Source organism: Streptomyces sp. NPDC058691, assembly GCF_042714775.1.
In the GTDB taxonomy this organism is placed as follows: Bacteria; Actinomycetota; Actinomycetes; order Streptomycetales; family Streptomycetaceae; genus Actinacidiphila.
In genome coordinates, this window is the sequence record NZ_JBHXSO010000024.1 from 19,125 (window position 1) to 40,948 (window position 21,824).

General features: G+C 72.1%; 19 protein-coding genes, 1 pseudogene and 1 riboswitch. Of the genes and pseudogenes, 11 read left to right on the top strand and 9 right to left on the bottom strand.

What is annotated here, in order from left to right; genetic code table 11:
- Window positions 1–109: 109 nt before the first annotated feature.
- Both ACFWVC_RS18600 and ACFWVC_RS18605 read left to right on the top strand, forming a co-directional pair.
- Window positions 110–1,144: an adenosine deaminase gene (locus ACFWVC_RS18600; protein WP_384286579.1), complete on the top strand. Its 1,035-nt coding sequence runs from the start codon at window positions 110–112 to the stop codon at window positions 1,142–1,144.
- Window positions 1,132–1,815 carry a glycerophosphodiester phosphodiesterase gene (locus ACFWVC_RS18605; protein WP_384286582.1) on the top strand — a complete coding sequence of 228 codons (684 nt, stop codon included), beginning with the start codon at window positions 1,132–1,134 and terminating at the stop codon, window positions 1,813–1,815. The genes ACFWVC_RS18600 and ACFWVC_RS18605 overlap by 13 nt, the downstream gene beginning before the upstream one ends.
- A 41-nt stretch (window positions 1,816–1,856) precedes the next feature.
- Here ACFWVC_RS18605 and ACFWVC_RS18610 read toward each other — a convergent pair whose 3' ends face one another.
- A complete protein-coding gene (locus tag ACFWVC_RS18610) occupies window positions 1,857–2,381 on the bottom strand; it encodes a hypothetical protein (RefSeq protein ID WP_384286584.1) in 525 nt (174 codons plus the stop codon).
- Window positions 2,382–2,472: 91 nt separating this feature from the next.
- On the bottom strand, window positions 2,473–3,924 hold the full coding sequence (locus ACFWVC_RS18615) for a gamma-aminobutyraldehyde dehydrogenase (RefSeq protein WP_384286586.1): 1,452 nt from the start codon (window positions 3,922–3,924) through the stop codon (window positions 2,473–2,475).
- A gap of 178 nt (window positions 3,925–4,102) precedes the next feature.
- On the opposite strand from ACFWVC_RS18615, the gene ACFWVC_RS18620 reads away from it, so the two are divergent.
- The 5 genes and pseudogenes from ACFWVC_RS18620 to ACFWVC_RS18640 all read left to right on the top strand — a co-directional run.
- Entirely contained in the window at window positions 4,103–4,591 is a 489-nt protein-coding gene (locus tag ACFWVC_RS18620) for an Lrp/AsnC family transcriptional regulator (protein ID WP_384286587.1), read from the top strand.
- A gap of 2 nt (window positions 4,592–4,593) precedes the next feature.
- Entirely contained in the window at window positions 4,594–5,955 is a 1,362-nt protein-coding gene (locus tag ACFWVC_RS18625) for an aspartate aminotransferase family protein (RefSeq protein ID WP_384286589.1), read from the top strand.
- Window positions 5,956–6,253: 298 nt separating this feature from the next.
- Complete coding sequence (locus tag ACFWVC_RS18630) at window positions 6,254–6,979, top strand: ABC transporter ATP-binding protein (protein ID WP_384286591.1); 726 nt, start codon at window positions 6,254–6,256, stop codon at window positions 6,977–6,979.
- A complete protein-coding gene (locus ACFWVC_RS18635) occupies window positions 6,961–8,115 on the top strand; it encodes a hypothetical protein (RefSeq protein WP_384286593.1) in 1,155 nt (384 codons plus the stop codon). Before ACFWVC_RS18630 ends, ACFWVC_RS18635 begins: the two co-directional genes overlap by 19 nt.
- A 106-nt stretch (window positions 8,116–8,221) precedes the next feature.
- Window positions 8,222–9,319 (top strand): annotated as a pseudogene (locus ACFWVC_RS18640) (LOG family protein); the annotation flags it as partial.
- A gap of 42 nt (window positions 9,320–9,361) precedes the next feature.
- On the opposite strand, the gene ACFWVC_RS18645 reads toward ACFWVC_RS18640, so the two are convergent.
- Window positions 9,362–10,648 carry an MFS transporter gene (locus tag ACFWVC_RS18645; protein ID WP_384286595.1) on the bottom strand — a complete coding sequence of 429 codons (1,287 nt, stop codon included), beginning with the start codon at window positions 10,646–10,648 and terminating at the stop codon, window positions 9,362–9,364.
- Window positions 10,649–10,795: 147 nt separating this feature from the next.
- Here ACFWVC_RS18645 and ACFWVC_RS18650 point away from each other — a divergent pair, with 147 nt between their 5' ends.
- Window positions 10,796–11,725, top strand: coding sequence for a LysR family transcriptional regulator (locus tag ACFWVC_RS18650; RefSeq protein WP_384286598.1), 930 nt, complete (start codon window positions 10,796–10,798; stop codon window positions 11,723–11,725).
- A 21-nt stretch (window positions 11,726–11,746) separates the two neighbouring features.
- On the opposite strand, the gene ACFWVC_RS18655 is transcribed toward ACFWVC_RS18650, so the two are convergent.
- The 4 genes from ACFWVC_RS18655 to rlmN all read right to left on the bottom strand — a co-directional run bounded on the left by ACFWVC_RS18655 (window position 11,747) and on the right by rlmN (window position 16,822).
- On the bottom strand, window positions 11,747–12,772 hold the full coding sequence (locus ACFWVC_RS18655) for an ABC transporter ATP-binding protein (RefSeq protein WP_384286601.1): 1,026 nt from the start codon (window positions 12,770–12,772) through the stop codon (window positions 11,747–11,749).
- Window positions 12,772–14,403: an ABC transporter permease gene (locus ACFWVC_RS18660; protein ID WP_384286805.1), complete on the bottom strand. Its 1,632-nt coding sequence runs from the start codon at window positions 14,401–14,403 to the stop codon at window positions 12,772–12,774. The genes ACFWVC_RS18655 and ACFWVC_RS18660 overlap by 1 nt, the downstream gene beginning before the upstream one ends.
- Before the next feature lie 59 nt (window positions 14,404–14,462).
- The gene (locus ACFWVC_RS18665) at window positions 14,463–15,560 is read right to left on the bottom strand and encodes a thiamine ABC transporter substrate binding subunit (RefSeq protein ID WP_384286603.1); all 1,098 of its coding nucleotides are present in this window, start codon (window positions 15,558–15,560) and stop codon (window positions 14,463–14,465) included.
- Window positions 15,552–15,656, bottom strand: a riboswitch (TPP riboswitch). Its footprint overlaps the gene before it by 9 nt.
- Before the next feature lie 59 nt (window positions 15,657–15,715).
- Entirely contained in the window at window positions 15,716–16,822 is a 1,107-nt protein-coding gene (gene rlmN, locus ACFWVC_RS18670) for a 23S rRNA (adenine(2503)-C(2))-methyltransferase RlmN (RefSeq protein ID WP_384286605.1), read from the bottom strand.
- A gap of 273 nt (window positions 16,823–17,095) precedes the next feature.
- Between rlmN and ACFWVC_RS18675 the strand changes: the two genes are divergently transcribed.
- Window positions 17,096–17,824: a hypothetical protein gene (locus tag ACFWVC_RS18675; RefSeq protein WP_384286607.1), complete on the top strand. Its 729-nt coding sequence runs from the start codon at window positions 17,096–17,098 to the stop codon at window positions 17,822–17,824.
- A 1,023-nt stretch (window positions 17,825–18,847) separates the two neighbouring features.
- Here ACFWVC_RS18675 and ACFWVC_RS18680 read toward each other — a convergent pair.
- Complete coding sequence (locus ACFWVC_RS18680; RefSeq protein WP_384286610.1) at window positions 18,848–19,366, bottom strand: alpha-hydroxy-acid oxidizing protein; 519 nt, start codon at window positions 19,364–19,366, stop codon at window positions 18,848–18,850.
- 208 nt (window positions 19,367–19,574) lie between these two features.
- Here ACFWVC_RS18680 and ACFWVC_RS18685 point away from each other — a divergent pair, with 208 nt between their 5' ends.
- Both ACFWVC_RS18685 and ACFWVC_RS18690 read left to right on the top strand, forming a co-directional pair.
- Window positions 19,575–20,840, top strand: coding sequence for an APC family permease (locus ACFWVC_RS18685; RefSeq protein ID WP_384286612.1), 1,266 nt, complete (start codon window positions 19,575–19,577; stop codon window positions 20,838–20,840).
- Window positions 20,841–20,991: 151 nt separating this feature from the next.
- A complete protein-coding gene (locus tag ACFWVC_RS18690) occupies window positions 20,992–21,462 on the top strand; it encodes a hypothetical protein (RefSeq protein WP_384286614.1) in 471 nt (156 codons plus the stop codon).
- A gap of 7 nt (window positions 21,463–21,469) precedes the next feature.
- Here ACFWVC_RS18690 and ACFWVC_RS18695 read toward each other — a convergent pair whose 3' ends face one another.
- Complete coding sequence (locus ACFWVC_RS18695; protein WP_384286617.1) at window positions 21,470–21,793, bottom strand: DUF6233 domain-containing protein; 324 nt, start codon at window positions 21,791–21,793, stop codon at window positions 21,470–21,472.
- Window positions 21,794–21,824: the final 31 nt, after the last annotated feature.

Consider the following 21,824-nt stretch of genomic DNA (forward strand, 5'->3'; position numbering starts at 1 on the left):
TCTTCCTCCTGGCTACGTCGGGCAATGCTATGGCCTGGGAAGACTGCGGACCGCAACATTTTCGCGTCTACGATGGCGGTTGCCGCCGAGCCCTCAGGAGGATCACCGCATGTCCGACACCGTGCCCGCCCTCGACGCCTTCATCGCGGGGCTGCCGAAGGCCGAACTCCACGTCCACCACGTGGGTTCCGCCTCGCCCCGCATCGTCGCCGAGCTGGCCGCGCGGCACCCGGATTCCAAGGTGCCCTCCGACCCCGCCGCACTCGCCGAATACTTCAGCTTCCGGGACTTCGCCCACTTCATCGAGGTCTATCTGTCCGTCGTCGACCTGATCCGCGACGCGGAGGACGTACGCCTGCTGACCTACGAGGTCGCCCGGGACATGGTGCGGCAGAACATCCGCTACGCCGAGCTGACCGTGACCCCGTACAGCTCGGTGCGGCGCGGCATCCCCGACCGGGCGTTCGTGGAGGCGATCGAGGACGCGCGCACGGCGGCCGAGAAGGAGCTCGGCATCGTGCTGCGCTGGTGCTTCGACATCCCCGGCGAGGCCGGCCTGGCCTCGGCGGAGGAGACCGCGCGGATCGCCACCGAACTGCGGCCGGAGGGCCTGGTGAGCTTCGGCCTGGGCGGCCCGGAGATCGGCGTGCCGCGCCCGCAGTTCAAGCCGTACTTCGACCGTGCCCGCGCGGCGGGCCTGCACAGCGTGCCGCACGCCGGTGAGACGACCGGCCCGCAGACGATCTGGGACGCGCTGAACGAGCTGGGCGCCGAGCGCATCGGCCACGGCACCAGCGCCACCCAGGACCCGCGGCTGCTGGACCACTTGGCCGAGCACCGCATCCCGCTGGAGGTCTGCCCGACCTCCAACATCGCCACCCGCGCGGTGGCCACCCTGGACGAGCACCCCATCAAGCAGATGGCCGCCGCGGGCGTGCTGGTCACGATCAACAGCGACGACCCGCCGATGTTCGGCACCGACCTCAACTCCGAGTACGCGGTCGCCGCCCGTCTGCTGGAGCTGGACGAGGCGGGCGTGGCCGCGCTCGCCAGGAACGCCGTCGAGGCCTCCTTCCTCGACGCCGACGGCAAGGCGCGGCTGTCCGCCGAGATCGACACGCACCTGGCCGGATGGCAGCGGTAGCCGTCGCCCATCGCGGCGACCCCTACCGCCACCGCGAGAACACCCTGCCCTCGCTGCGCAGCGCGGTGCGCAGCGGGGCGGACGCGGTGGAGATGGACGTACGGGTGACCCGCGACGGCGTGCCGGTGCTTCTGCACGATCCCACCCTCTCGCGCCTGTGGGGGGTGGACGCCGCCCTCGCCGAACTGCCGGCGGCCGCCCTGCCGCCGGGGGTCCCCACGCTGTACGAGGCGCTGGGCGCCGTCGAGGGCTGCCGGGCGCTGGTCGACATGACGGTGCCCGAGTCGGCGCCCGCGGTCCTGGCCGCGGTGCGGGACGCGGGCGCGGAGGACCGGACGTACTACTGCGGCGAGGCCGCGGTGATGCTCGCGGTCCGGGACCACGACCCGGCCGCGGAGATCGCGCTGACCTGGAAGACCTCCGCGCCGGTGCCCCCGCTGCTGCTCACGGAGTTGCGGCCGCGCTGGATCAATCTGCGCTTCGGGCTGGTGCGCGTCCCCCTGGTGGCGTGGGCGCACGGCGAGGGCCTGCTGGTGGGCGCGTGGACGGCGGATCTGCGCCGTACGATGCGCCGGCTGGAGCGGCTCGGCGTGGACGCCATCACCTCCAACCGCATCGAGGTGCTGCTCGGCGAGCTGGGCGCCCGGCCGGTCCCTCCCGTCCGGCGGTGACGGCGGACGGGAGGGGGACCGGGCCGGTGTGAGGCGCGGCCTCAGGCCGGGGCGCCCGCGCCTGACACCGGCTCAGGCGATGCGGCGGCGGCCGGGGACATCGCCTCCAGCCGCTTGATCATGCGGCGCAGGATCAGCAGCGGGACGATGCCGAAGACGCCGAACGCCATGTCGACCGGCATCCACCACAGCGGCAGGCCCCGGATCGGGATGCAGATCGCCGCGAGCGGGATGATCCCGACGCACGCGATCATGGCCCACTCCACGATCCAGATGTTGCGCACCGCGTCGCGCCAGACACCGTAGAAGGCGACGGCGATCACCAGGTGGGCGAAGGCCAGCCAGTCCGTCCCGTAGAACAGGAACGGGTACTTGGCGTCGGTGGCGTCCGCCCCCTCCCGCACGCGGGAGATCCAGTCGCCGACGAAACCGGGCAGACCCCATCCGTCCACCCACCGCACCTCGTGGACGAGCGGGAACGCGGTCACCCCGCTCAGCACCAGGCACACCACAAAGACGATCAGCCACACGCGAATGCGCTGTTCGAGCGCTCTTCGTTCCTCCATGATCCGGAGCGTACGCGGACATGCCACGGCCCCGGACACGAGGGGTGTCCGGGGCCGACGCGGTGCGCGCGGGAGCCGGGAGCCGGGGGTGTCAGCCGTCCAGCGAGGTCATGACGTGCTTGACGCGGGTGTAGTCCTCGAAGCCGTAGCCGGAGAGGTCCTTGCCGTAGCCGGACTTCTTGAAGCCGCCGTGCGGCATCTCGGCGACCAGCGGGATGTGGGTGTTGATCCACACGCAGCCGAAGTCGAGGCGCTTGGACATGCGCATCGCGCGCGCGTGGTCCTTGGTCCACACCGAGGAGGCCAGGGCGTACTCGACGCCGTTGGCCCACGAGACGGCCTGGTCCTCGTCGGCGAAGGACTGGACGGTGATGACGGGGCCGAAGACCTCGTTCTGGATGATCTCGTCGTCCTGCTTGAGGCCGGACACGACGGTCGGGGCGTAGAAGTAGCCCTTCTCGCCGACCCGGTGGCCGCCGGTCTCGACCTTGGCGTGCGCGGGCAGGCGCTCGATGAAGCCGGTGACCTGGGCGAGCTGGTTGGCGTTGTTGAGCGGGCCGTACAGCACGTCCTCGTCGTCCGGGGCGCCGGTCTTGGTGTCGGCGGCGGCCTTGGCGAGCTGGGCGACGAACTCGTCGTGGATGGACTCGTGCACCAGGACGCGGGTGGCGGCGGTGCAGTCCTGGCCGGCGTTGAAGTAGCCGGCGACGGCGATGTCCTCGACGGCCTTGGCGATGTCGGTGTCCTGGAAGACCACGACCGGGGCCTTGCCGCCCAGCTCCAGGTGGACCCGCTTGACGTCCTTGGCGGCGCTGGCCGCGACCTGCATGCCCGCCCGCACGGAACCGGTGATCGAGGCCATTGCGGGGGTGGCGTGCTCGACCATCAGCCGGCCGGTGTCGCGGTCGCCGCAGACGACGTTGAAGATGCCCTTGGGCAGGTCCAGTTCGGCGAGGACGCCGCCGATGATCTCGGCGATCAGCACGGTGGAGGCGGGAGTGGTGTCCGAGGGCTTCAGCACGACGGTGTTGCCCGCGGCGATCGCCGGCGCGAACTTCCAGACGGCCATCATCATCGGGTAGTTCCAGGGCGCCACCTGGGCGCAGACGCCGACCGGCTCACGGCGGACGATGGAGGTCATGCCCTCCATGTACTCGCCGGCCGAGCGGCCCTCCAGCATGCGGGCGGCACCCGCGAAGAAGCGGATCTGGTCGACCATCGGCGGGATTTCCTCGCTCGCGGTCAGCCCGATCGGCTTGCCGGTGTTCTCGCTCTCGACGGCCACCAGCTCGTCCGCGCGCGCCTCGATGGCGTCGGCGATCTTCAGCAGGGCCTTCTGGCGTTCGGAGGGCGTCTTGTCGCGCCACACCGGGAAGGCGGCGGCGGCCGCCGCCATGGCGGCGTCGACGTCGGCGGCGGCGGACAGCGGGGCGGTCGCGTAGGTCTCGCCGGTGACCGGGTTGACCACCTCCGTGGTGCGCCCGTCGGCGGCGTCGCGGAATTCTCCGTCGATGTAGTTGCGCAAGATACGGAGCTCGCTCACTGCACCTCTCCCTGTCCTGTCCGATGTGTGAGACGCCCCCAGAGTACCCACACCACTGCCGTATTCGACATAGCCGAAACTCCGCGACAATGGATTCCGCGAGTTTGAGATCCCAAAACTGCGGATTTCATTGAGCGAGGGTTGCGTCACTGCTGACCTCTCATGCATGGTGTGGTGCGTGGCCACTCGTACTCCGGATTCCAGGGGCGCCAACGGCTCCCTTGTGATCGACTCCGTCTCCAAGGCGATCATCGAACAGCTCCAGGAGGACGGCAGGCGTCCGTACGCCGCCATCGGCAAGGCCGTGGGCCTGTCCGAGGCGGCCGTGCGACAGCGTGTCCAGAAGCTGCTCGACCAGGGCGTCATGCAGATCGTCGCCGTCACCGACCCGCTCACCGTGGGATTCCAGCGGCAGGCGATGGTCGGCATCAACGTCGACGGCGACATCGATCCCGTCGCCGACGCGCTCGCCGCGATGGCGGAGGTCGAGTACGTCGTCGTGACCGCGGGCTCCTTCGATCTGCTGATCGAGATCGTCTGCGAGAACGACGACCAACTCCTGGAGACGATCAACAAGCGGATCCGCACCCTGCCCGGCGTGCGATCCACCGAGAGCTTCGTCTACCTCAAGCTCCGGAAGCAGACCTACACCTGGGGAACCAGATAGTCATGAGCGCGGACCATACAAAGACCGCATACGACCACTTGTGGATGCACTTCACCCGCATGTCGTCGTACGAGAACGCCCCTGTGCCGACCATAGTGCGCGGCGAGGGCACGTACATCTACGACGACAAAGGCAAGCGCTACCTCGACGGGCTCGCGGGCCTGTTCGTGGTCAACGCCGGTCACGGCCGCGTCGAACTCGCCGAAACCGCCTACAAGCAGGCCCAGGAGCTGGCCTTCTTCCCGGTGTGGAGCTACGCCCACCCGAAGGCCGTGGAACTCGCCGAGCGGCTGGCGAACTACGCCCCCGGCGACCTGAACAAGGTCTTCTTCACCACCGGCGGCGGTGAGGCGGTCGAGACCGCCTGGAAGCTCGCCAAGCAGTACTTCAAGCTCAAGGGCAAGCCGACCAAGTACAAGGTCATCTCCCGCGCCGTCGCCTACCACGGCACCCCACAGGGCGCCCTGTCCATCACGGGCCTGCCGGGTCTGAAGGCCCCCTTCGAGCCGCTGGTCCCCGGCGCGTTCAAGGTGCCCAACACCAACATCTACCGCGCCCCGATCTTCGGCGACGACCCCGAGGCCTTCGGCCGCTGGGCCGCCGACCAGATCGAGCAGCAGATCCTCTTCGAGGGCCCCGACACCGTCGCGGCCGTCTTCCTGGAGCCCGTGCAGAACGCCGGCGGCTGCTTCCCGCCGCCGCCCGGCTACTTCCAGCGGGTCCGCGAGATCTGCGACCAGTACGACGTGCTGCTCGTCTCCGACGAGGTCATCTGCGCCTTCGGCCGGCTCGGCACCATGTTCGCGTGCGACAAGTTCGGCTACGTCCCGGACATGATCACCTGCGCAAAGGGCATGACGTCGGGCTACTCCCCCATCGGCGCGTGCGTCATCTCCGACCGCATCGCCGAGCCCTTCTACAAGGGCAACAACACCTTCCTGCACGGCTACACCTTCGGCGGCCACCCGGTCTCGTCCGCGGTCGCCCTCGCCAACTTCGACATCTTCGAGCGCGAGCAGCTCAACCAGCACGTGCTCGACAACGAGGGTGCCTTCCGCGCCACCCTGGAGAAGCTGCACGACCTGCCGATCGTCGGCGACGTCCGCGGCAACGGCTTCTTCTACGGCATCGAGCTCGTCAAGGACAAGGTCACCAAGGAGACGTTCACCGACGAGGAGACCGAGCGCGTCCTGTACGGCTTCCTCAGCAAGGCGCTCTTCGAGAACGGCCTCTACTGCCGCGCGGACGACCGCGGCGACCCGGTCGTGCAGCTCGCCCCGCCGCTGATCGCCGATCAGTCGACGTTCGACGAGATCGAGGGCATCCTGCGCACCGTCCTCACGGAGGCCTGGACCAAGCTCTGATTTGGAGGCTCGGTTCGCCTCCGGGGCGCTCCAGCCGGTGTCGGGGGCACCCCCAGCCGCCAGGCTGGGGGAGGTCGACCATGCTCGGTCCCTCGTTTTCTCGGGACCTCCGCGTGCTCTCCCTTTCGACACCGGCCGCGCCCCTTCGGCTCACTCGCCGCGGAGGCCGCCAGGTCAATACGGCTAGGCCGCACGGGTGGCCGCGTGCGGGAACGCCCCGCGGGAAGCGCGGGGCGGGGGCACCGGGCGCGTAGCGTGCCGCAGTGACCCGGACTCCCCGCGTTCGTTAGAGGCCAACGTGAACCCACCCGACAACGACGTGCTGTGGGCCCGCGGCCTGCGCCACACGCACGACCGCTCACCCGCCCTGCTCGGTGTGTCCCTGGGCGTACGGGAAGGCGAGATCCTCGGCATCCTCGGCCCGCACGGTGCCGGGAAGACGACCCTGCTGCGCTGCCTGTCCGGCGAACTGCTGCCGGAGCAGGGCGAGGTGTGGTTCAACAGCGCACCCGTGCACACCCTGGGCAGTGCCGCACGCGAACGGCTGCGCCGCGAACGCTTCGGCTGGGTCGAGAGCACGCCGCAACTGCTGCCCGAACTGACGGTCCGTGAGAACGCCGCGCTGCCGCTGCTGCTGGCCGGCATCCCCTACCGGACCGCGCGCGCCGCCGCCCAGGACTGGCTGGACCGCCTCGACATCGGCGGCGCCGCCCGCAAGCGCCCCGGCCAGTTGCTGCAGGCCGAACGCCAGCGCGTCGCGATCGCCAGGGCCCTGGTCAACCGGCCGGCCGTGGTGTTCGCGGACGAGCCGACCGCCCCGCTGCACCGCGCCGACCGCTCCCAGGTGCTGCGCATGCTGACCAGCGCCGCGCGCTCGCACGGCATCACGGTCGTCCTGGCGTCCAACGAACCCGAGGTGGTCTCGCTCGCCGACCGCGTCATCACCCTCATCGACGGACGCCCCGTCGCGGGCATGCCGCAGCAGGACCGGGAGGGCGCCGACTCGTGCTCAGCCTCCGTGTAGCGCTCGGCTCGCGGCCGGCCGTCCTCGCACGCCGGCTGCTGGTCGTGGCCGCGGCCGCGGGCACCGGCTTTCTGCTGCTCGCCACCCTGGGCCACGCCCTCACCCACACCGGGGACACCAGCCGCGGCCTGATCCGGCTCGCGTGGTGCGCCGTTCCGTTCGCCGCCACCGTCCACCTGTCGGTGTTCGTCGCACGGACCGAACCCAGCGGGCGCCTGCACGCGGGTCTGTCGGCGGCCGGGCTCGGGCGGCACGGACTGCCTCTCCTGGGCGCGGCGACCACCGCGCTCAGCACCGGGCTCGGCGTCGTCCTCGCGCTGCTGGTCTTCCTCCACCTGCGCGGCGACCTTCCCGGCTCGCCGCTGAGCGGCGCGGCCGCCGGACCGCTCGGCGAGGACCGCCCGCTGCCGGTGGTCGGCGCGTTGACACTGCTCGCCCTGGTGCCGGTGGTCTCGGCCGTGGCGACCGCGCACTGCCTGCGGGCGCCGCGCACGCCGGCCACCGACGAGGCGGCCGTCCGTATGCCGCCCACCGGGCTGCCCTGGGGCGCGGCGCTCACCACGATCGGTCTCGCCATCGAGATCACCGCCGCCCACGACGCGCGCCGGGCCGCGCCCGGCACCCTCTTCCCGCTGCCCGGCGGGCTCGGCGGGATCGCCCCGGCAGTGGCGGGCGGCTGGATCCTCATCGCCATCGGCCTGGTCCTCGCCATGCCGGGTCTGCTCCACGAGTGCGGCCGGCTCCTGGCCTCCTGCCGGCCGACCGCGCTGCGCCTGCTCGCCGGGCGCGCCCTCCAGGAGGAGGCCCCGCGCATCGGCCGACCCCTCGGTGTCCTGTGCGCCGTGTGCGCCGCCGGGCTCGCCACGACCGCCCGGCTCGACGCGGGCGCCCAGCCCCTCGGGCCGCTGACGGTCCTCGGCGCCACGCTCGTCGCGGTCGCGGCCACAGCCACCGCGCTCACCGCGGCGGTCGACGCCAAGCGCGCCCGGCGCCCCTCGACGGCGGCCCTCACCCGCCTCGGCGCCCCCGCCTCCCTCCTGCGTTCCGCCGCGACCCTGCGCACCGCCACCGCGCTGGTCCTCGTGGCACCGGTCATCTGGCTCGTCTCCCACCTCGGCACCCTCCCGCTGCCGTAGGGCCCCGGGCCCGGCACCGTCCGGGCCCACAGTGGACCGGGGCGCCCGATTCCCCTCCTCGAACCGGGCGCCCCCCCGGCCGGCCCGGGCGCGGGCGCTCGCTATCGTGGCGGGCGTGCAACAGCCGCCCCGTGACACCGAGATCGAGACCCTGGACGAGTTCGACCGCGTCGTCGCGTCGGGCTCCCTGCGCGGATACCGCGTGCAGTCCGTCGATCTGACCACCCGTACCTCCGCCCTGCGCTCCGCGGACACCGCCGAGGCCGTGTTCCTCGGCTGCCCGATGGAGCCGGAGGCCGCCGCCCACGTCCGCTCGACGGGCGCCCTGGTCTTCCCGCCCGTGCCGGAGCTGCCCTTCGACCCGTACCGGGGCTCGCTCTACACCCCGGACGCGCTGTACGAGGGCCTGGCAGGCGCCGACGGGTACGACGCGACGCCCGACGCGCACGCGTACCAGTGGTTCCTGCGCACCCGCGACACGGGCGACATCTTCGCGTCGATGCTCCGCAGCATCCACGACGACGCGGTCTCCGACGCCTTCGACGAACTCCTCGCCGGGGCCCGCGTCGTCGGCGTGATGGGCGGCCACGCCATGGCCCGCGGGACCGAGGCCTACGCGGGCGCGGCCCGCCTCGGCAGGGCGCTGGCCCGTGAGGGACTGACGGTGGCGACCGGCGGCGGCCCCGGCGCCATGGAGGCGGCCAACCTCGGCGCCTACGCGGCGCCCTTCGACGACGCGATGCTCAAGGACGCGCTGGACACCCTCGCTCAGGTCCCCTCCTTCCGGCCCTCCATCACCGACTGGGCCCGCGCGGTCTTCGCCGTGCGCGACCGCCACCCCGGCGGCGGCGCCTCCGTCGGCGTGCCGACCTGGTTCTACGGCCACGAGCCGCCGAACGCCTTCGCCGCGCACATCGCCAAGTACTTCGCCAACGCCACCCGCGAGGACGGCCTGCTGGCACGCTGCAACGCCGGTGTGGTCTTCCTCCCGGGCGCGGCCGGCACCGTGCAGGAGATCTTCGACAACACCACGCCCAACTACTACGAGTCGAACGGCGCCCCGCGTCCCATGGTGCTGGTCGACGAGGAGCACTGGACGACCCGCCTCCCTGCCTGGCCCCTCCTGCAGTCCCTCGCCGAGGGCCGCAGCATGGCGCCGCGCATCGCGCTGGTCGACTCCATCGAGGACGCGCCGAGGGCGCTGGCCGGCTGTCGGCGGACGCGGCCCGGTAGGACGGAGGGGTGCTCAGCCGCCCGCCGCGCGCGCCGGCACCGCGTCCGTTTCCGGCTTCTCCTCCCGCCTGGGGAGCAGCAGCGGGGTCGCCAGGACCAGCACTCCGGCCGCCCCGATCGCGGCGCGCGGTCCCGTCACGGCGGCCAGCGCGCCCCACAGACCGGTCGTGACCGCGATGGCGGCCTTGCCCGTGACCGACCAGGCGGCAAGGACGCGGACGACCCGGTCGCCCGGGATCCGGTCGAGCCGGCTGGTGGCGAAGACCGGGCTGAACACACCCATGCAGGTGATGATCCCGAGTTCGACGACCATGACGAGCACCAGGCCCGTCGTCCCGGGCCGGACCAGCACCAAGCCGGGCAGGCAGCACGCCCGCAGTGCCCCGGAGACGATCAGCACCTTGTGCCGGCCGAAGCGCTCGACGAGCCGGCGGGCGAGCCGCGACCCGATCAGCCCGCCCGCGCACGGCAGCGCGAACGCGAGGCCGTACTGCCAGGGCGCGAACCCGAGGCGGCCGAGCATGAGCACGGCGAGCAGCGGCGCCGTCGCCATGATCAACGCGTTGACGGCGACCGTGTTGAGGAACAGCGGGCGCAGCGCCGGGTCGGCCAGGATGTACCGCCACCCGTCCAGCAGGTCGCCGGCCCGCGGTCGCGTCGGCGCGCCGGTCCGTACGGGGCGTGGTTCGCCGCCGCCGATCGCGCGGATGCCCAGCGCCGAGAGCAGGTAGCTGACGGCGTCGGCGACCACGGTCGTCACCGGGCCGAACAGCCCGATCGCGGCCCCGCCGAGCGGTGGCCCGAGCATGGTGGTCGTCCAGGTCGTGGCCTCGAAGCGGGCGTTGGCGACGAGCAGGTCCGGTCCGCCCACGAGCGACTTCAGGTAAGCGCCCGCGGCCGCGTTGAAGGCGATGTCGGCCGACGCGACCACCACCGACACGGCCAGCAGCTGGGCGAAGCCGAGCACACCGAGCGCGTACGCCGCCGGCACGCTCAGCAGCACGGCGCAGCGGACCAGGTCCGTCGCGATCATCACCGGCCGCTTGCGGCGGAACTCCGCCCACGGGCCCAGCGGCACCGCGGCCATCGCCCCGACCGCCGGTCCCGCGGCGGCCAGCACCGCCACCCGGGTCGGCCCGGCGTGCAGCACGAGGATCGCGATCAGGGGGAACGCGTCGAACGCGAGCCGCGTGCCCAAGGCGCTGACGGCGTTCGCGGTCCACAGCCACCCGAAGCGCCGTCCCAGCGACCGCCCGGACTTGCCGTCCTTGCCGTCCTTGCCGTCCTGCACGTGTGTCACCCGTCCCCTCCCGCCGCTCCATCGCCGTCCCGCTCCGCCACAACCGCGCGTGGACCGGGTGCCATCCAAGCGAGTGGGGAACGCCTGATCAAACAACCCTGACGCCCGTCTGCCACAACCACGGGTTGTCGGCATAGGCTTGCCGCCGTGGATCTCGACGCCGTACGCACCTTCGTCGCGGTCGCGGACACGGGGCAGTTCCGGGAGGCCGCGGCCGGCCTGTCGATCACGCAGCAGGCCGTTTCCAAGCGCGTCGCCGGGCTGGAGAAGGAGCTCGGGGTGCGGCTGTTCACCCGCACCCCGCGCGGGGCCCGGCTCACCATCGACGGGCAGGCGTTCGCGCCGCACGCGCGAGAGCTCCTGCGGACCGCGGAGCGGGCGGCCGCCTCCGTCCGGCCCGGCAGGCGCGCCCTGCGGGTGGACGTCATCGGGCGCAGGCTCGCCCCCGCCGGGCTGCTGCGCGACTTCCACCGCGCGCATCCGGGGACCGAACTCGACGTCGTGACCCTGTTCGACGCCGACGCGGCCCTCGCGGCCGTCCGTTCCGGCACGATCGACGCGTCCTTCCGGGCCCTGACGGCGCCTGCGCGGGACCTCCCCGAGGGCGTTCGGGCGATGCGGGTGCACGACGAACCCGTGCAGTTGCTGACCGGACCCGGCCATGTGTTCGCGGCGGCCCGCACGGTCGCGCCGGACCGGCTCGCCGGGCACCGCATCTGGATGCCGGGGCTCGTCGCCGGCACCGAGTGGGCCGCGTACTACGCCGACCTCGCCGCCGCGTTCGGGCTCACCATCGATGCGACCGGGCCGGACTTCGGGACCGAACCGCTGCTGGACACCATCGCCGACTCCGCCGTGCTGGCGACCCTCGTCGGCGAGGGCACCCGTGTCGTCTGGCCCGCCCACCACGACCTGCGCCGTGTCCCCCTGCGCGACCCGACGCCGGTGTACCCGCACTCGCTCCTCTGGCACACCGACAACCCGCACCCGGCCCTGGCCGCGCTGCGCGACCATCTGCGCGCCACGCGGACCGGTCACGGCACCACCGGGATCTGGGTCCCCACCTGGGCCCGGTGACCGCCACCGGGGCACCGGGCCTCAGGCCCCGAGCACCACGACCTCGTCGGCGGCGAAGGCGACACCGACCGTCTCCCCCTCGGCGGGCGCGTCGCGCAGGGCGCACGAGGCCTCCAGCCGCGGCCCGCCGGCGGGCTCCAGCAGCAGTGTGACCTGGTCGCCGCGGAAGGTGCGGGCGACGACCGCACAGGGCAGCCCCTCCTCGGTAGGCACGAGGCGCACCCCGGCGGGGCGCACCAGGAGCCTCCCGGGCCCCTGCGGTGATCCGGGCGGTACGGGGATCTTGCCCCAGGGAGTGTCGGCGGCGTCGCCGGTGACGGTCACGGCCGGTACGTTGCCGAACCCGAGGAAGCGGGCCACGAACTCCGACGCGGGCCGCCGCCACACCTCCAGCGGGGTGCCGGCCTGTTCCACGCGCCCGTCGCGCATGACGACGACCCGGTCGGCGAGCGCGAAGGCCTCGCCCTGGTCGTGCGTGACGGCCAGCACGGTCGTGCCCAACCGGCGGAACAGCTCGCGCAGTTCGACCACGAGGCGTTCGCGCAGTCCGCGGTCGAGCTGCCCGAGCGGCTCGTCCAGCATGAGCAGCCGCGGCTCGGGCGCGAGCGCGCGGGCCAGTGCGACCCGCTGCTGCTCACCGCCCGACAGGGACGCCACGGCGCGCCGCTGCGCGCCGGGAAGTCCGACGAGCTCCAGCAACTCCCCCACCACGCGGTCGCGTTCACCCCGCGGCGTCCCGCGCATGCGCAGACCGAAGCCGACGTTGCCCGCGACGTCGTGCTGCGGGAAGAGCTGGTGGTCCTGGAACATCAGGCCCACCCCGCGCCGGTGTACCGGCACGGCCGCCTGGTCCCGGTCGCCGAGCAGCACGCGCCCTGCGTCGAGCGGATGCAGTCCGGCCACGGCCCGCAGCATCGTGGACTTTCCGCCACCGCTGGGCCCGAGCACGCACACCGTCTCGTGCTCGGCGACCTCCAAATCCACGGCATCGAGGGCGGCCCGTCCGCCGAAGCACACGGTGGCGCCGTCCAGTCGCAGCAGGGCCATCAGAACTCCCCCGAACCGTCGGTGCCGTGGACGCCATGGATACGCAGGCGTTCCAGCGCCAGCAGCGCGCCCGCGCACACCAGCATCAGCACGGTGCTCAGCGCCATCGCCTGCCCGTAGTTGAGTTCGCCGGCCCGCCCCAGCAGGCGCGCGACCGCGACCGGCAGCGTGGGGTTGTCGGGCCGTGCGATGAAGACCGTCGCCCCGAACTCGCCCAGGGAGACGGCGAAGGCGAAGCCCGCCGCCACCAGCAGGGCCCGCCGCACCAGCGGCAGGTCCACCTCGCGCCAGGCGCGCAGCGGCGACGCCCCGAGCACCGCGGCCGCCTCGCGCAGCCGCTCGTCCACGGCGCGCAGCACGGGCAGCATGGTGCGCACCACGAAGGGCACGCCGACCAGCGCCTGGGCGAGCGGCACGAGGATCCACGAGGACCGCAGATCCAGCGGCGGTTCGTCGAGGGTGATGAGGAAACCGAAGCCGATGGTGACGGCGGAGGTGCCGAGCGGCAGCATCAGCAGCGCGTCGAAGCCGCGGACGAACCGCCCGGCGCGCCGGGTGAGGGCGGCGGCCGCCAGTCCGCCGACGACCAGGGCGATCGCGGTGGCCGCGGCCGCGTACTCCAGCGAGTTCCACACCGCGCTCACCGGCGCCACCACGAAGGTGCCGCCGCCCGCGCCCGCCGAGCCGAGCGCGCGGTAGAAGTCCAGGCCGTAGCCCTCGGGCCCGTCCAGCGACCGTTCGACCAGCACGCCGAGCGGCACCAGGATCAGCAGCGCGGCCACCCCGAGCGTCCCGGCCAGCAGCCCCCACTCGCCCGCGCCGCGCGGCCGGCGCGCCGTTCCCGCCGGGTCGACCAGCCGCAGCGCGCTCTCGCGCCGCCGTACGGTCCGGGCGTGCACGGCCAGGATGCCGGCGACGGCGGCGAACTGGACGATCGTCAGCACGGCGGCCGTCGGCAGGTCCAGCAACTGGGCGGTCTCGCGGTAGATCTCCACCTCCAGGGTGGAGAAGGTGGGCCCGCCGAGGATCTGCACGACCCCGAAGGACGTGAAGGTGAAGAGGAACACCATGACGGCGGCCGCGGCCACGGCGGGCCCGAGCGCGGGCAGCGTCACGCGCCGCCAGGCGGCGAACCGCCCGGCGCCCAGGACCCGCGCGGCCTCCTCCTGCCGCGGGTCGAGCTGCGACCACAGGCCGCCCACGGTCCGTACGACCACGGCGTAGTTGAAGAAGACGTGCGCCAGCAGGATCGCCCACACCGTGGTGTCCAGGCGCACCCCCCACAGCTCGTCCAGCAGCCCGCCCCGCCCCAGCAGCGCGAGGAACGCCGAGCCGACGACCACCGTCGGCAGCACGAAGGGCACGGTCACGACCGCCCGCAGCAGATGCCGCCCGGGGAAGTCGAAGCGCGCGAACACATAGGCCCCCGGCAGGGCGATCGCCAGGGTGAGCGCGGTCGAGGCGGCCGCCTGCCAGCAGGTGAACCACAGCACATGCAGGATGTCGGGGTCGCCCAGCACGTCCGCGAACCGGCCCAGCCGCCACCGCCCGCCCTCGCGGAGCCCGCGGGTGACGATGGCGGCGACCGGGTAGCCGAAGAACACCGCGAAGAAGACGGCCGGCACGGCCAACAGGCCGAGCCGCACGGCGTGCGGCCGCAGGGCGGCCGTCCTCCGCCGGGCCGCTCCGGTTACTTCAGCACGAGCGAGGACCACGTCTTGACCCACTGCTCACGGTTCGCGGCGATCTTCTTCGGCTCGACGGTGGCGGAACCGCTGATCACGGGCGCGTACTTGGTGAAGACCTCGGGCAGCTTCGCGTCGTCCCTGACGGGGTTCACGAACATGTTGAGCGGCATGTCCTCCTGGAAGGTGCGGCTCAGCAGGAAGTCGATGAGCGCCTTGCCGCCCTCGGTGTTCTTCGCGCCGTCCAGCAGTCCGGCGAACTCGATCTGCCGGAAGCAGGTGGCCGTCGCCACGCCGGTCGGGCCCTGCTCGGGCTGCTTCTTCAGCGCGAGCACCTCGGCGGGCGGGCTGGAGGCGTACGACACGACCAGCGGCTTGTCGCCCTTGCCGCCGCCCGCGCCCGAGAAGTTGTCGTAGTAGGCCTGCTCCCAGCCGTCGACGACCTGGACGCCGTTGGCCCTCAGCTTCGTCCAGTAGTCCTGCCAGCCCCCGTCGCCGTACTTCGCGGTGGTCGCCAGCAGGAAGGCCAGGCCCGGGGAGGAGGTCGCGGCGTTCTCCGTGACCAGCAGGTCCTTGTACTCCGGCTTGACCAGGTCGTCGAAGGTCTGCGGGACGGGCAGCTTGTGCTCCGCGAACCAGGCGCGGTCGTAGTTGACGCAGACGTCGCCGAAGTCGATGGGCGTGACGCGGTGCTCGGCGGCGTCGAGCTGGAGGGCGGCGGGGACCTTGTCCAGGTCCTTCGCCTCGTACGGTGCGAACAGACCGTTGTCCAGGGCGCGGGAGAGCAGGGTGTTGTCGACGCCGAAGAAGACGTCGCCCTGCGGGTTGCCCTTGGAGAGCACGGCCTGGTTGACCGCCGCGCCCGCGTCGCCGCCGCGCAGGACCTTCACCGTGTAGCCGGTCTGCTGCGTGAAGTCCTTGAGGACGGCCTTCGAGGCGGCGAAGGAATCGTGGCTGACGAGGGTGACGGTCTTGGAACCGCTGCCCTTGCCGCCGCTCCCGCCGTCGGCGGAATCGTCGCTTCCGCCACAGGCCGCGAGGGACGCCGCGCCGAGCGCGACGACGAGGGCGGTGCCGGCGGCACGCCGACGGATGGTGCTCATCAAGTGACTCCCTACGCCGGTATGACCCGGATCAGGTTCGAGGGTCTGCGGCCGTGCCGCACTCTCAGCGCTGTGTGCGCTCCCCTGTCGGATGTTCTTTTGTCGATCGTTCACGGCAAAGAGCCGCAAACGACCATCACACTAGCAAGTGCCGCTCAGCGCTCGGAAGCCGCCAGCTGCCCGCAGGCCCCGTCGATCTCCTGGCCCCGGGTGTCCCGCACCGTCACCGGCACGCCGTGCGCCTCCAGCGCCGCGACGAACGCCCGCTCGTCCTCGGGCCGCGACGCGGTCCACTTCGAGCCCGGCGTGGGGTTGAGCGGGATGAGATTGACGTGCACGCGCTTGCCCTTGAGCAAGCGGCCCAGCAGATCCGCGCGCCACGCCTGGTCGTTGATGTCCCTGATGAGCGCGTACTCGATCGACACGCGGCGCCCGGAAACGTCCGCGTAGTGCCACGCGGCGTCCAGCACCTCGCGCACCTTCCAGCGGGTGTTGACCGGCACCAGGGTGTCGCGCAGTTCGTCGTCGGGCGCGTGCAGCGAGACCGCGAGACGGCACTTGAAGCCCTCGTCCGCGAAGCGCAGCATCGCCGGCACCAGGCCGACCGTCGAGACGGTGATGCCCCGCTGCGACAGCCCCAGCCCGTCCGGCTCGGGGTCGGTCAGCCGGCGGATGGCGCCCACCACCCGCTTGTAGTTCGCCAGCGGCTCGCCCATGCCCATGAAGACGATGTTCGACAGCCGCGCGGGACCGCCCGGGATCTCCCCGTCGCGCAGCGCCCGCATGCCCGCCACGATCTGGTGCACGATCTCGCCGGTGGACAGGTTCCGGTCCAGCCCGGCCTGCCCGGTCGCGCAGAACGGGCAGTTCATGCCGCAGCCCGCCTGCGAGCTGATGCACATCGTCACGCGGTCCGGGTAGCGCATGAGCACCGACTCGACCAGCGTCCCGTCGAACAGCCGCCACAGCGTCTTGCGCGTCGTGTCGTTGTCCGTGCTGCTGTGCCGCACGACCGACATCAGGTCCGGCAGCAGCCCTTCCGCCAGCTTCCCGCGCGCCGCCGCCGGGATGTCCGTCCACGTGGCCGGGTCGTCGGTGTACCGCGCGAAGTAGTGCTGCGACAGCTGCTTGGCCCGGAACGGCTTCTCCCCCAGCTCCGCGACCACCTCCCGCCGCTCGTCGGGCGTGAGGTCGGCAAGGTGCCGCGGCGGCTTCTTGGCGGCGCGCGGCGCGACGAAAGTGAGTTCTCCGGGTGCAGGCATGGTTCATCCAGTGTCGCAGATCAACTGGGCTCGCCCAGGTCACATGGGTGAGGGAACCGTCACCCTCGGGCGTCCCCTGTCGACCTTGGGCAACCTTTCACGACCCAGGGACGGCCCAGCAGCCGATGCACGGTTTCGGGAACGGAAGCCGCCCCGACCTTGCGGATCTTGGCACCGTCTGCGTCAAGAAGCGGGTACACGCCGGACACGATCCGGTGTAACGTCGCGCTCTTCGCCCGACCCACGGTGCGGAGTCCCCGGTAGGTAGCCTTCATGCTCGATCAGTCCGACCCCGACCCGTACTCGATGTGGCGGCTCGCGCTCGCAAAGGTGGACCGGATCTTCGCTTCCCCTCCCGGATTCGACCGACCGGTGGCGGGGTGCACTTATTGCGCCTCGGAATCGGACTTCCGCCTCCTCGGCGGTGATCCATCCGCCGTGCCGGATGATGTCCTCCAATATGTGGTGCGCGAGGTCGTCGATCACTGGGACGCGGACCAGTACCCGATCCTGTGGCGCCGCCTCATGCCGCGCATCTTGCGTCACTGGGGCCGTGAAGGCGGTACGGACCCGTCCGGCGAACTGGCCCGTCTCGCCCGGTACGGGGCCCGACTGGTCGACTGGCCGGTCGCCGAGCGCGCCGCGGTCGAGCAAGCGTTCCGGGCGCTGCTCACCCTCGCGCTCACAGACGGCCGCTCCCCCTCGGACATCCGCGACCTGGTCGAAGGCCTCGCCAACGCCACGGGTGGCCTGGAGCCGTGGCTGGACCACCTCGCCGGGCTCTCCGGCCCCGCCGCGGACGCCGGTCTCGTCCGACTGGCTGTCGGCTGGGGGACGGACCTCCTGTGGGAGGACTTCGAGTTCCAGTGGTGGTACGACGGCGAACCGCGAACCGTCGCCGACTGGCTGGTCGCCCAACGACCCCGCATCGCGTCCTTCGCGGCATGCCACCCGCACTGCAAGAACGCCGCCGACGCGCTCGTCGCGATCTCCCACCTGTAAGAAGGTGACTGCAGCCCGTGGTTCTACCCCTACGGCCAGCGCTCCCCCCTCCGCCTGGCCACCAGCAGGTAACCCTCCGCTTTACAAGTTCGATCGGGGTCCGGGGGCACCTGCGGGAACTACGTGGTCGCTGGCGGAGTCGGGTTCCCCAGCAGCCGAACTGATCCGGGACCGTTCGTGGCCGTTGATGTCAGCGTTGGATGTCAGCGGAACAGCTTCGGCCACGGGCAGACCTCCCATGGCCCGTCCGGCCGGTCTGCCCACTTCCACCAGACGTGCCGGTTGCTGCACTTCCACAGCGACCGGCAGACCCGCCGGCCGTCGTCCTCCCGCTTGAAGAGCGCCATGCTGCCAGCCGTGCGCAACGCCTGGGCGGGGCGAGGTCAGAGCAAACTCAGCGGGCAGAGCCAGCCGCCGGCTCCGCCGCTCCGGCGCACCACGACGCGCCCCTGGCCGAGCAGCTTGGCGTCCGGAGCGTGCAGCACCCACGTGCCGTCGACCCCGGCCGCACCGGCAAGGGATCACGTGAGGTTTCCTCAGGCACCACATCGCGGTCCCCGAACGCCGGCGGCGGCGAAACACGCCGTCGCCAGCAAGCCGGCCACCACGGCCGGCGTCCCCCGAGTTGCCCGCCACCTCCAACTCCTCGTTGTGACGACCTTGTTGCCGCCAATATGTGACGGGGCACCTTTCCTGCCGCGGGCATGAGATGCACCCACCGCTCGGCACCGCCTCACATAAGGTCAGTGCCCGTCATTGAGATCATGCGCGTTGGGAGCGGAATTGGCTGACCAGATGAGGCGTGGTGGCGCGGCCCGCAAGGTCGGCAGAGCCGTGGGAGAGTTCTTCGGCGAGGCCGTACTGGAGGTTCTGCTCTCGATAGCCGCTTGTGTTCTGCTTGCGGGCATAGCAGGCGCATTTGTCTGGGGTTGGGGTCGCAGCCCTCTGCTCGCCGGGGGCCTGGGCGTGACCGTCCTGGCCTTCCTGGGCTACGGCGCCTGGGAGATGTTCCGGCCGGCCAGGTCAGGACGGCGTGGCCGCTTGGCCGCCGCAGCTTTGGTGAGCTTCGCCGTTACGGCCGTATTTCTCTACTATGCGTCCTCCTGTAACTGCTACTGACGGCGTGGCGGATCCGTGACCCGTTCGCAGTCGGCGTCCCTGAGTCCGGCGATGTCCTTGAATCCACAGATCGCCAAGTACAAGAGAAACGACTAAGAAGTGGGTCAGACTTTCGGCGCCGCCATAGGACAGGGCGTATGCGTATGGCCTGCCGATACCGACGACTGTCGCACCCCGCGCCAGCGCGATAACGACATGCGTCGCATCCCGCACGCCGCCGCGCGTCGAGCCCGCTGGCGCCACGATGCCGGGCAAGAGCTCAAGCGTCGAGATTCCTGGAAGAAACCCGGCGTGGCTCCGGTGTGCTTGATGATCTGCTCCATCGGAGCCTGGGCGAACGTAGGAGGTTGTGCGGCGGCCTACGACGAACCCTCGCTCGACGTGCTGCCCGTCTAGCCGAGGCCGGCTTCTGTTCTTCGTCATCCAGGCGAGCCTGCCGGCCCGTCGGGCCCGCCGTCCGCGAACCCGGACCGCCTGGAACACCCCATGCGTGCGCCGGGCCCGGGGCCGCTTCTCCGGGAGCGGGCCGCTGGGCGCTCGTGGTCGGCCGTCCACCCGGTGCCGATATCGTGCGACGGTATGACCATCCACTTCTGCCCGGCCTCGGAGCCGGTGCAGTGAGGAGTGAGCGTTGAGCACGTCGGCCACCTCCGGCACCGCGGAGCTGAAGCGACGCCTGGGCGTGACCGACGCCGTGATGATCGGGCTGGGATCGATGATCGGCGCCGGGATCTTCGCGGCTCTCGCCCCGGCCGCGTCCGTGGCCGGGTCCGGGCTGCTGCTCGGCCTCGGCCTCGCGGCGGTGGTGGCGTACTGCAACGCGACCTCCTCGGCCAGGCTGGCGGCCCGCTATCCGCAGTCGGGCGGCACCTATGTGTACGGACGCGAGCGGCTCGGGGACTTCTGGGGCTACCTGGCCGGCTGGGGCTTCGTCGTCGGCAAGACCGCCTCCTGCGCGGCGATGGCCCTGACCGTGGGCTCCTACGTCTGGCCGGGCCAAGCGCACGCGGTGGCAGTCGCCGCGGTGGTCGCGCTCACCGCGGTGAACTACGCCGGGGTGCAGAAGTCCGCCCTGCTGACCAGGGCGGTCGTCGCCGTGGTCCTGGCGGTGCTCGCCGCGGTGGTCACCGCCTGCCTCGCCTCGGGCACCACGGACGCGGCCCGCCTCGACGTCGGCGCCGACGCCTCCTTGGGCGGAGTCCTCCAAGCGGCCGGGCTGCTGTTCTTCGCCTTCGCCGGATACGCACGCATCGCCACCCTCGGCGAGGAGGTCCGCGACCCGCGGCGGACCATCCCGCGCGCGATCCCGCTGGCGCTCGGCATCACCCTGGTCGTCTACACCGCTGTCGCCGTCTCCGTCCTGCTCGTCCTGGGCCCCGACGGCCTCGCCCGCACCACCGCTCCTCTGGTCGACGCCGTACGGGTTGCCGGAGTGCCCGCCCTGGCGCCCGTCGTACGGGCCGGCGCGGCGGTGGCCGCGCTCGGATCGCTGCTCGCCCTGATCCTGGGCGTCTCGCGCACCACTTTGGCGATGGCCCGCGACCGGCACCTCCCGCACGCCCTCGCCGCCGTCCACCCCCGCTTCCAGGTCCCGCACCGCGCCGAGTTGGCCGTCGGCGCGGTGGTCGCCGTCCTGGCAGCCACCACGGACGTGCGCGGCGCGATCGGCTTCTCCTCCTTCGGCGTGCTGGCCTACTACGCCATCGCCAACGCCTCCGCCTGGACCCTCACCCCTGCCGAGGGCCGCCCCGTCCGCGTCGTGCCGATCGCGGGAACGGCCGGCTGCCTCGTCCTGGCCTTCACGCTCCCCCTGGCCTCGGTCCTGTCGGGCGCCGCGGTGATCGCCGCCGGCGCCGCTGTCTACGGCCTGCGCAAGATGGCGACCCGTCGCGCCTGACGGAACGGCCCGCGATCCCCGCGTCCATGGGTGCCGTCCAACCGAGCCTCACGGGGCGTTCGTTCACGACCGCGCACACCGTGACAGTCCTGTTGCCGGAACTGTGGGCTCCGTCACAGCCGTCCGGATCACGCGCTGATGGACTCGCCCGATGGTCTCCCTACTCCTCGTCCCGGCCGGGCTCGTCTCCGTCCTCGCCCTGGCCGGCTACGGACTCGGCACCCTCGGCCGGTCCGGGGTGCGCGGCGCCGGACGCGAGGTGCGGCTCCGGTGCGGCGCGGCGCTGCTGGGCGCCTGCGCGGTCGCTATGTACACCTGGGGCCTGCTGCACGTCGCGGGAGCCGTCATCGAGGCGGAGGACGGCGGCACCGATTCGGCACCGCTGCGCCCCTGCAGATCACCCGGCCCGTGGGAGCGGGCGCTGCACGTCGTGGACTACCGCGTGGAATACGTGCCGCTCGGCTTCGTCTGCGAAACGAAGGACGGCGGCAGTTACACGGCCGCGTCCGTACCGGACTACGTCAACCCGGCCGCCGCGGCCTTCGCCCTGGGCGCGGTCGTATGCGCCGGCGCCGCGGCCGTCGCGTCGGAGCGCCGGGCCCGGGAGGTACCGGCCGCGTAATGCCCCGTCAGGACCTGGCGGCATGGCGGTCCGGCCGGCAGATCGCGCACGCGGACACGTCGGGCATGCCGAGGGCGATCTCGAATTCCTTGGCGCTGAGCCGGCCGCCGCCGGGAACGCGGCAGTCGTCACGGTGGACTACGCCACGGCCGGGGCCGCCCTGGGGGTCGGGAACACTCTGCAGGCGCCAGGCCCGGGCGGCCGCGGGACGCCGTTGGGGCCGGATGCCGGCCTCCGCCTTCCGGATCCTGGCGTCCACGGCGTCGATCTGTATCTGGAGGTACAGACGGATCACCCGCAGACGTTCCAGATCCGATGGCAGTTCGTACATATGTTCGATATTAGCCGCACAGGGAACACCA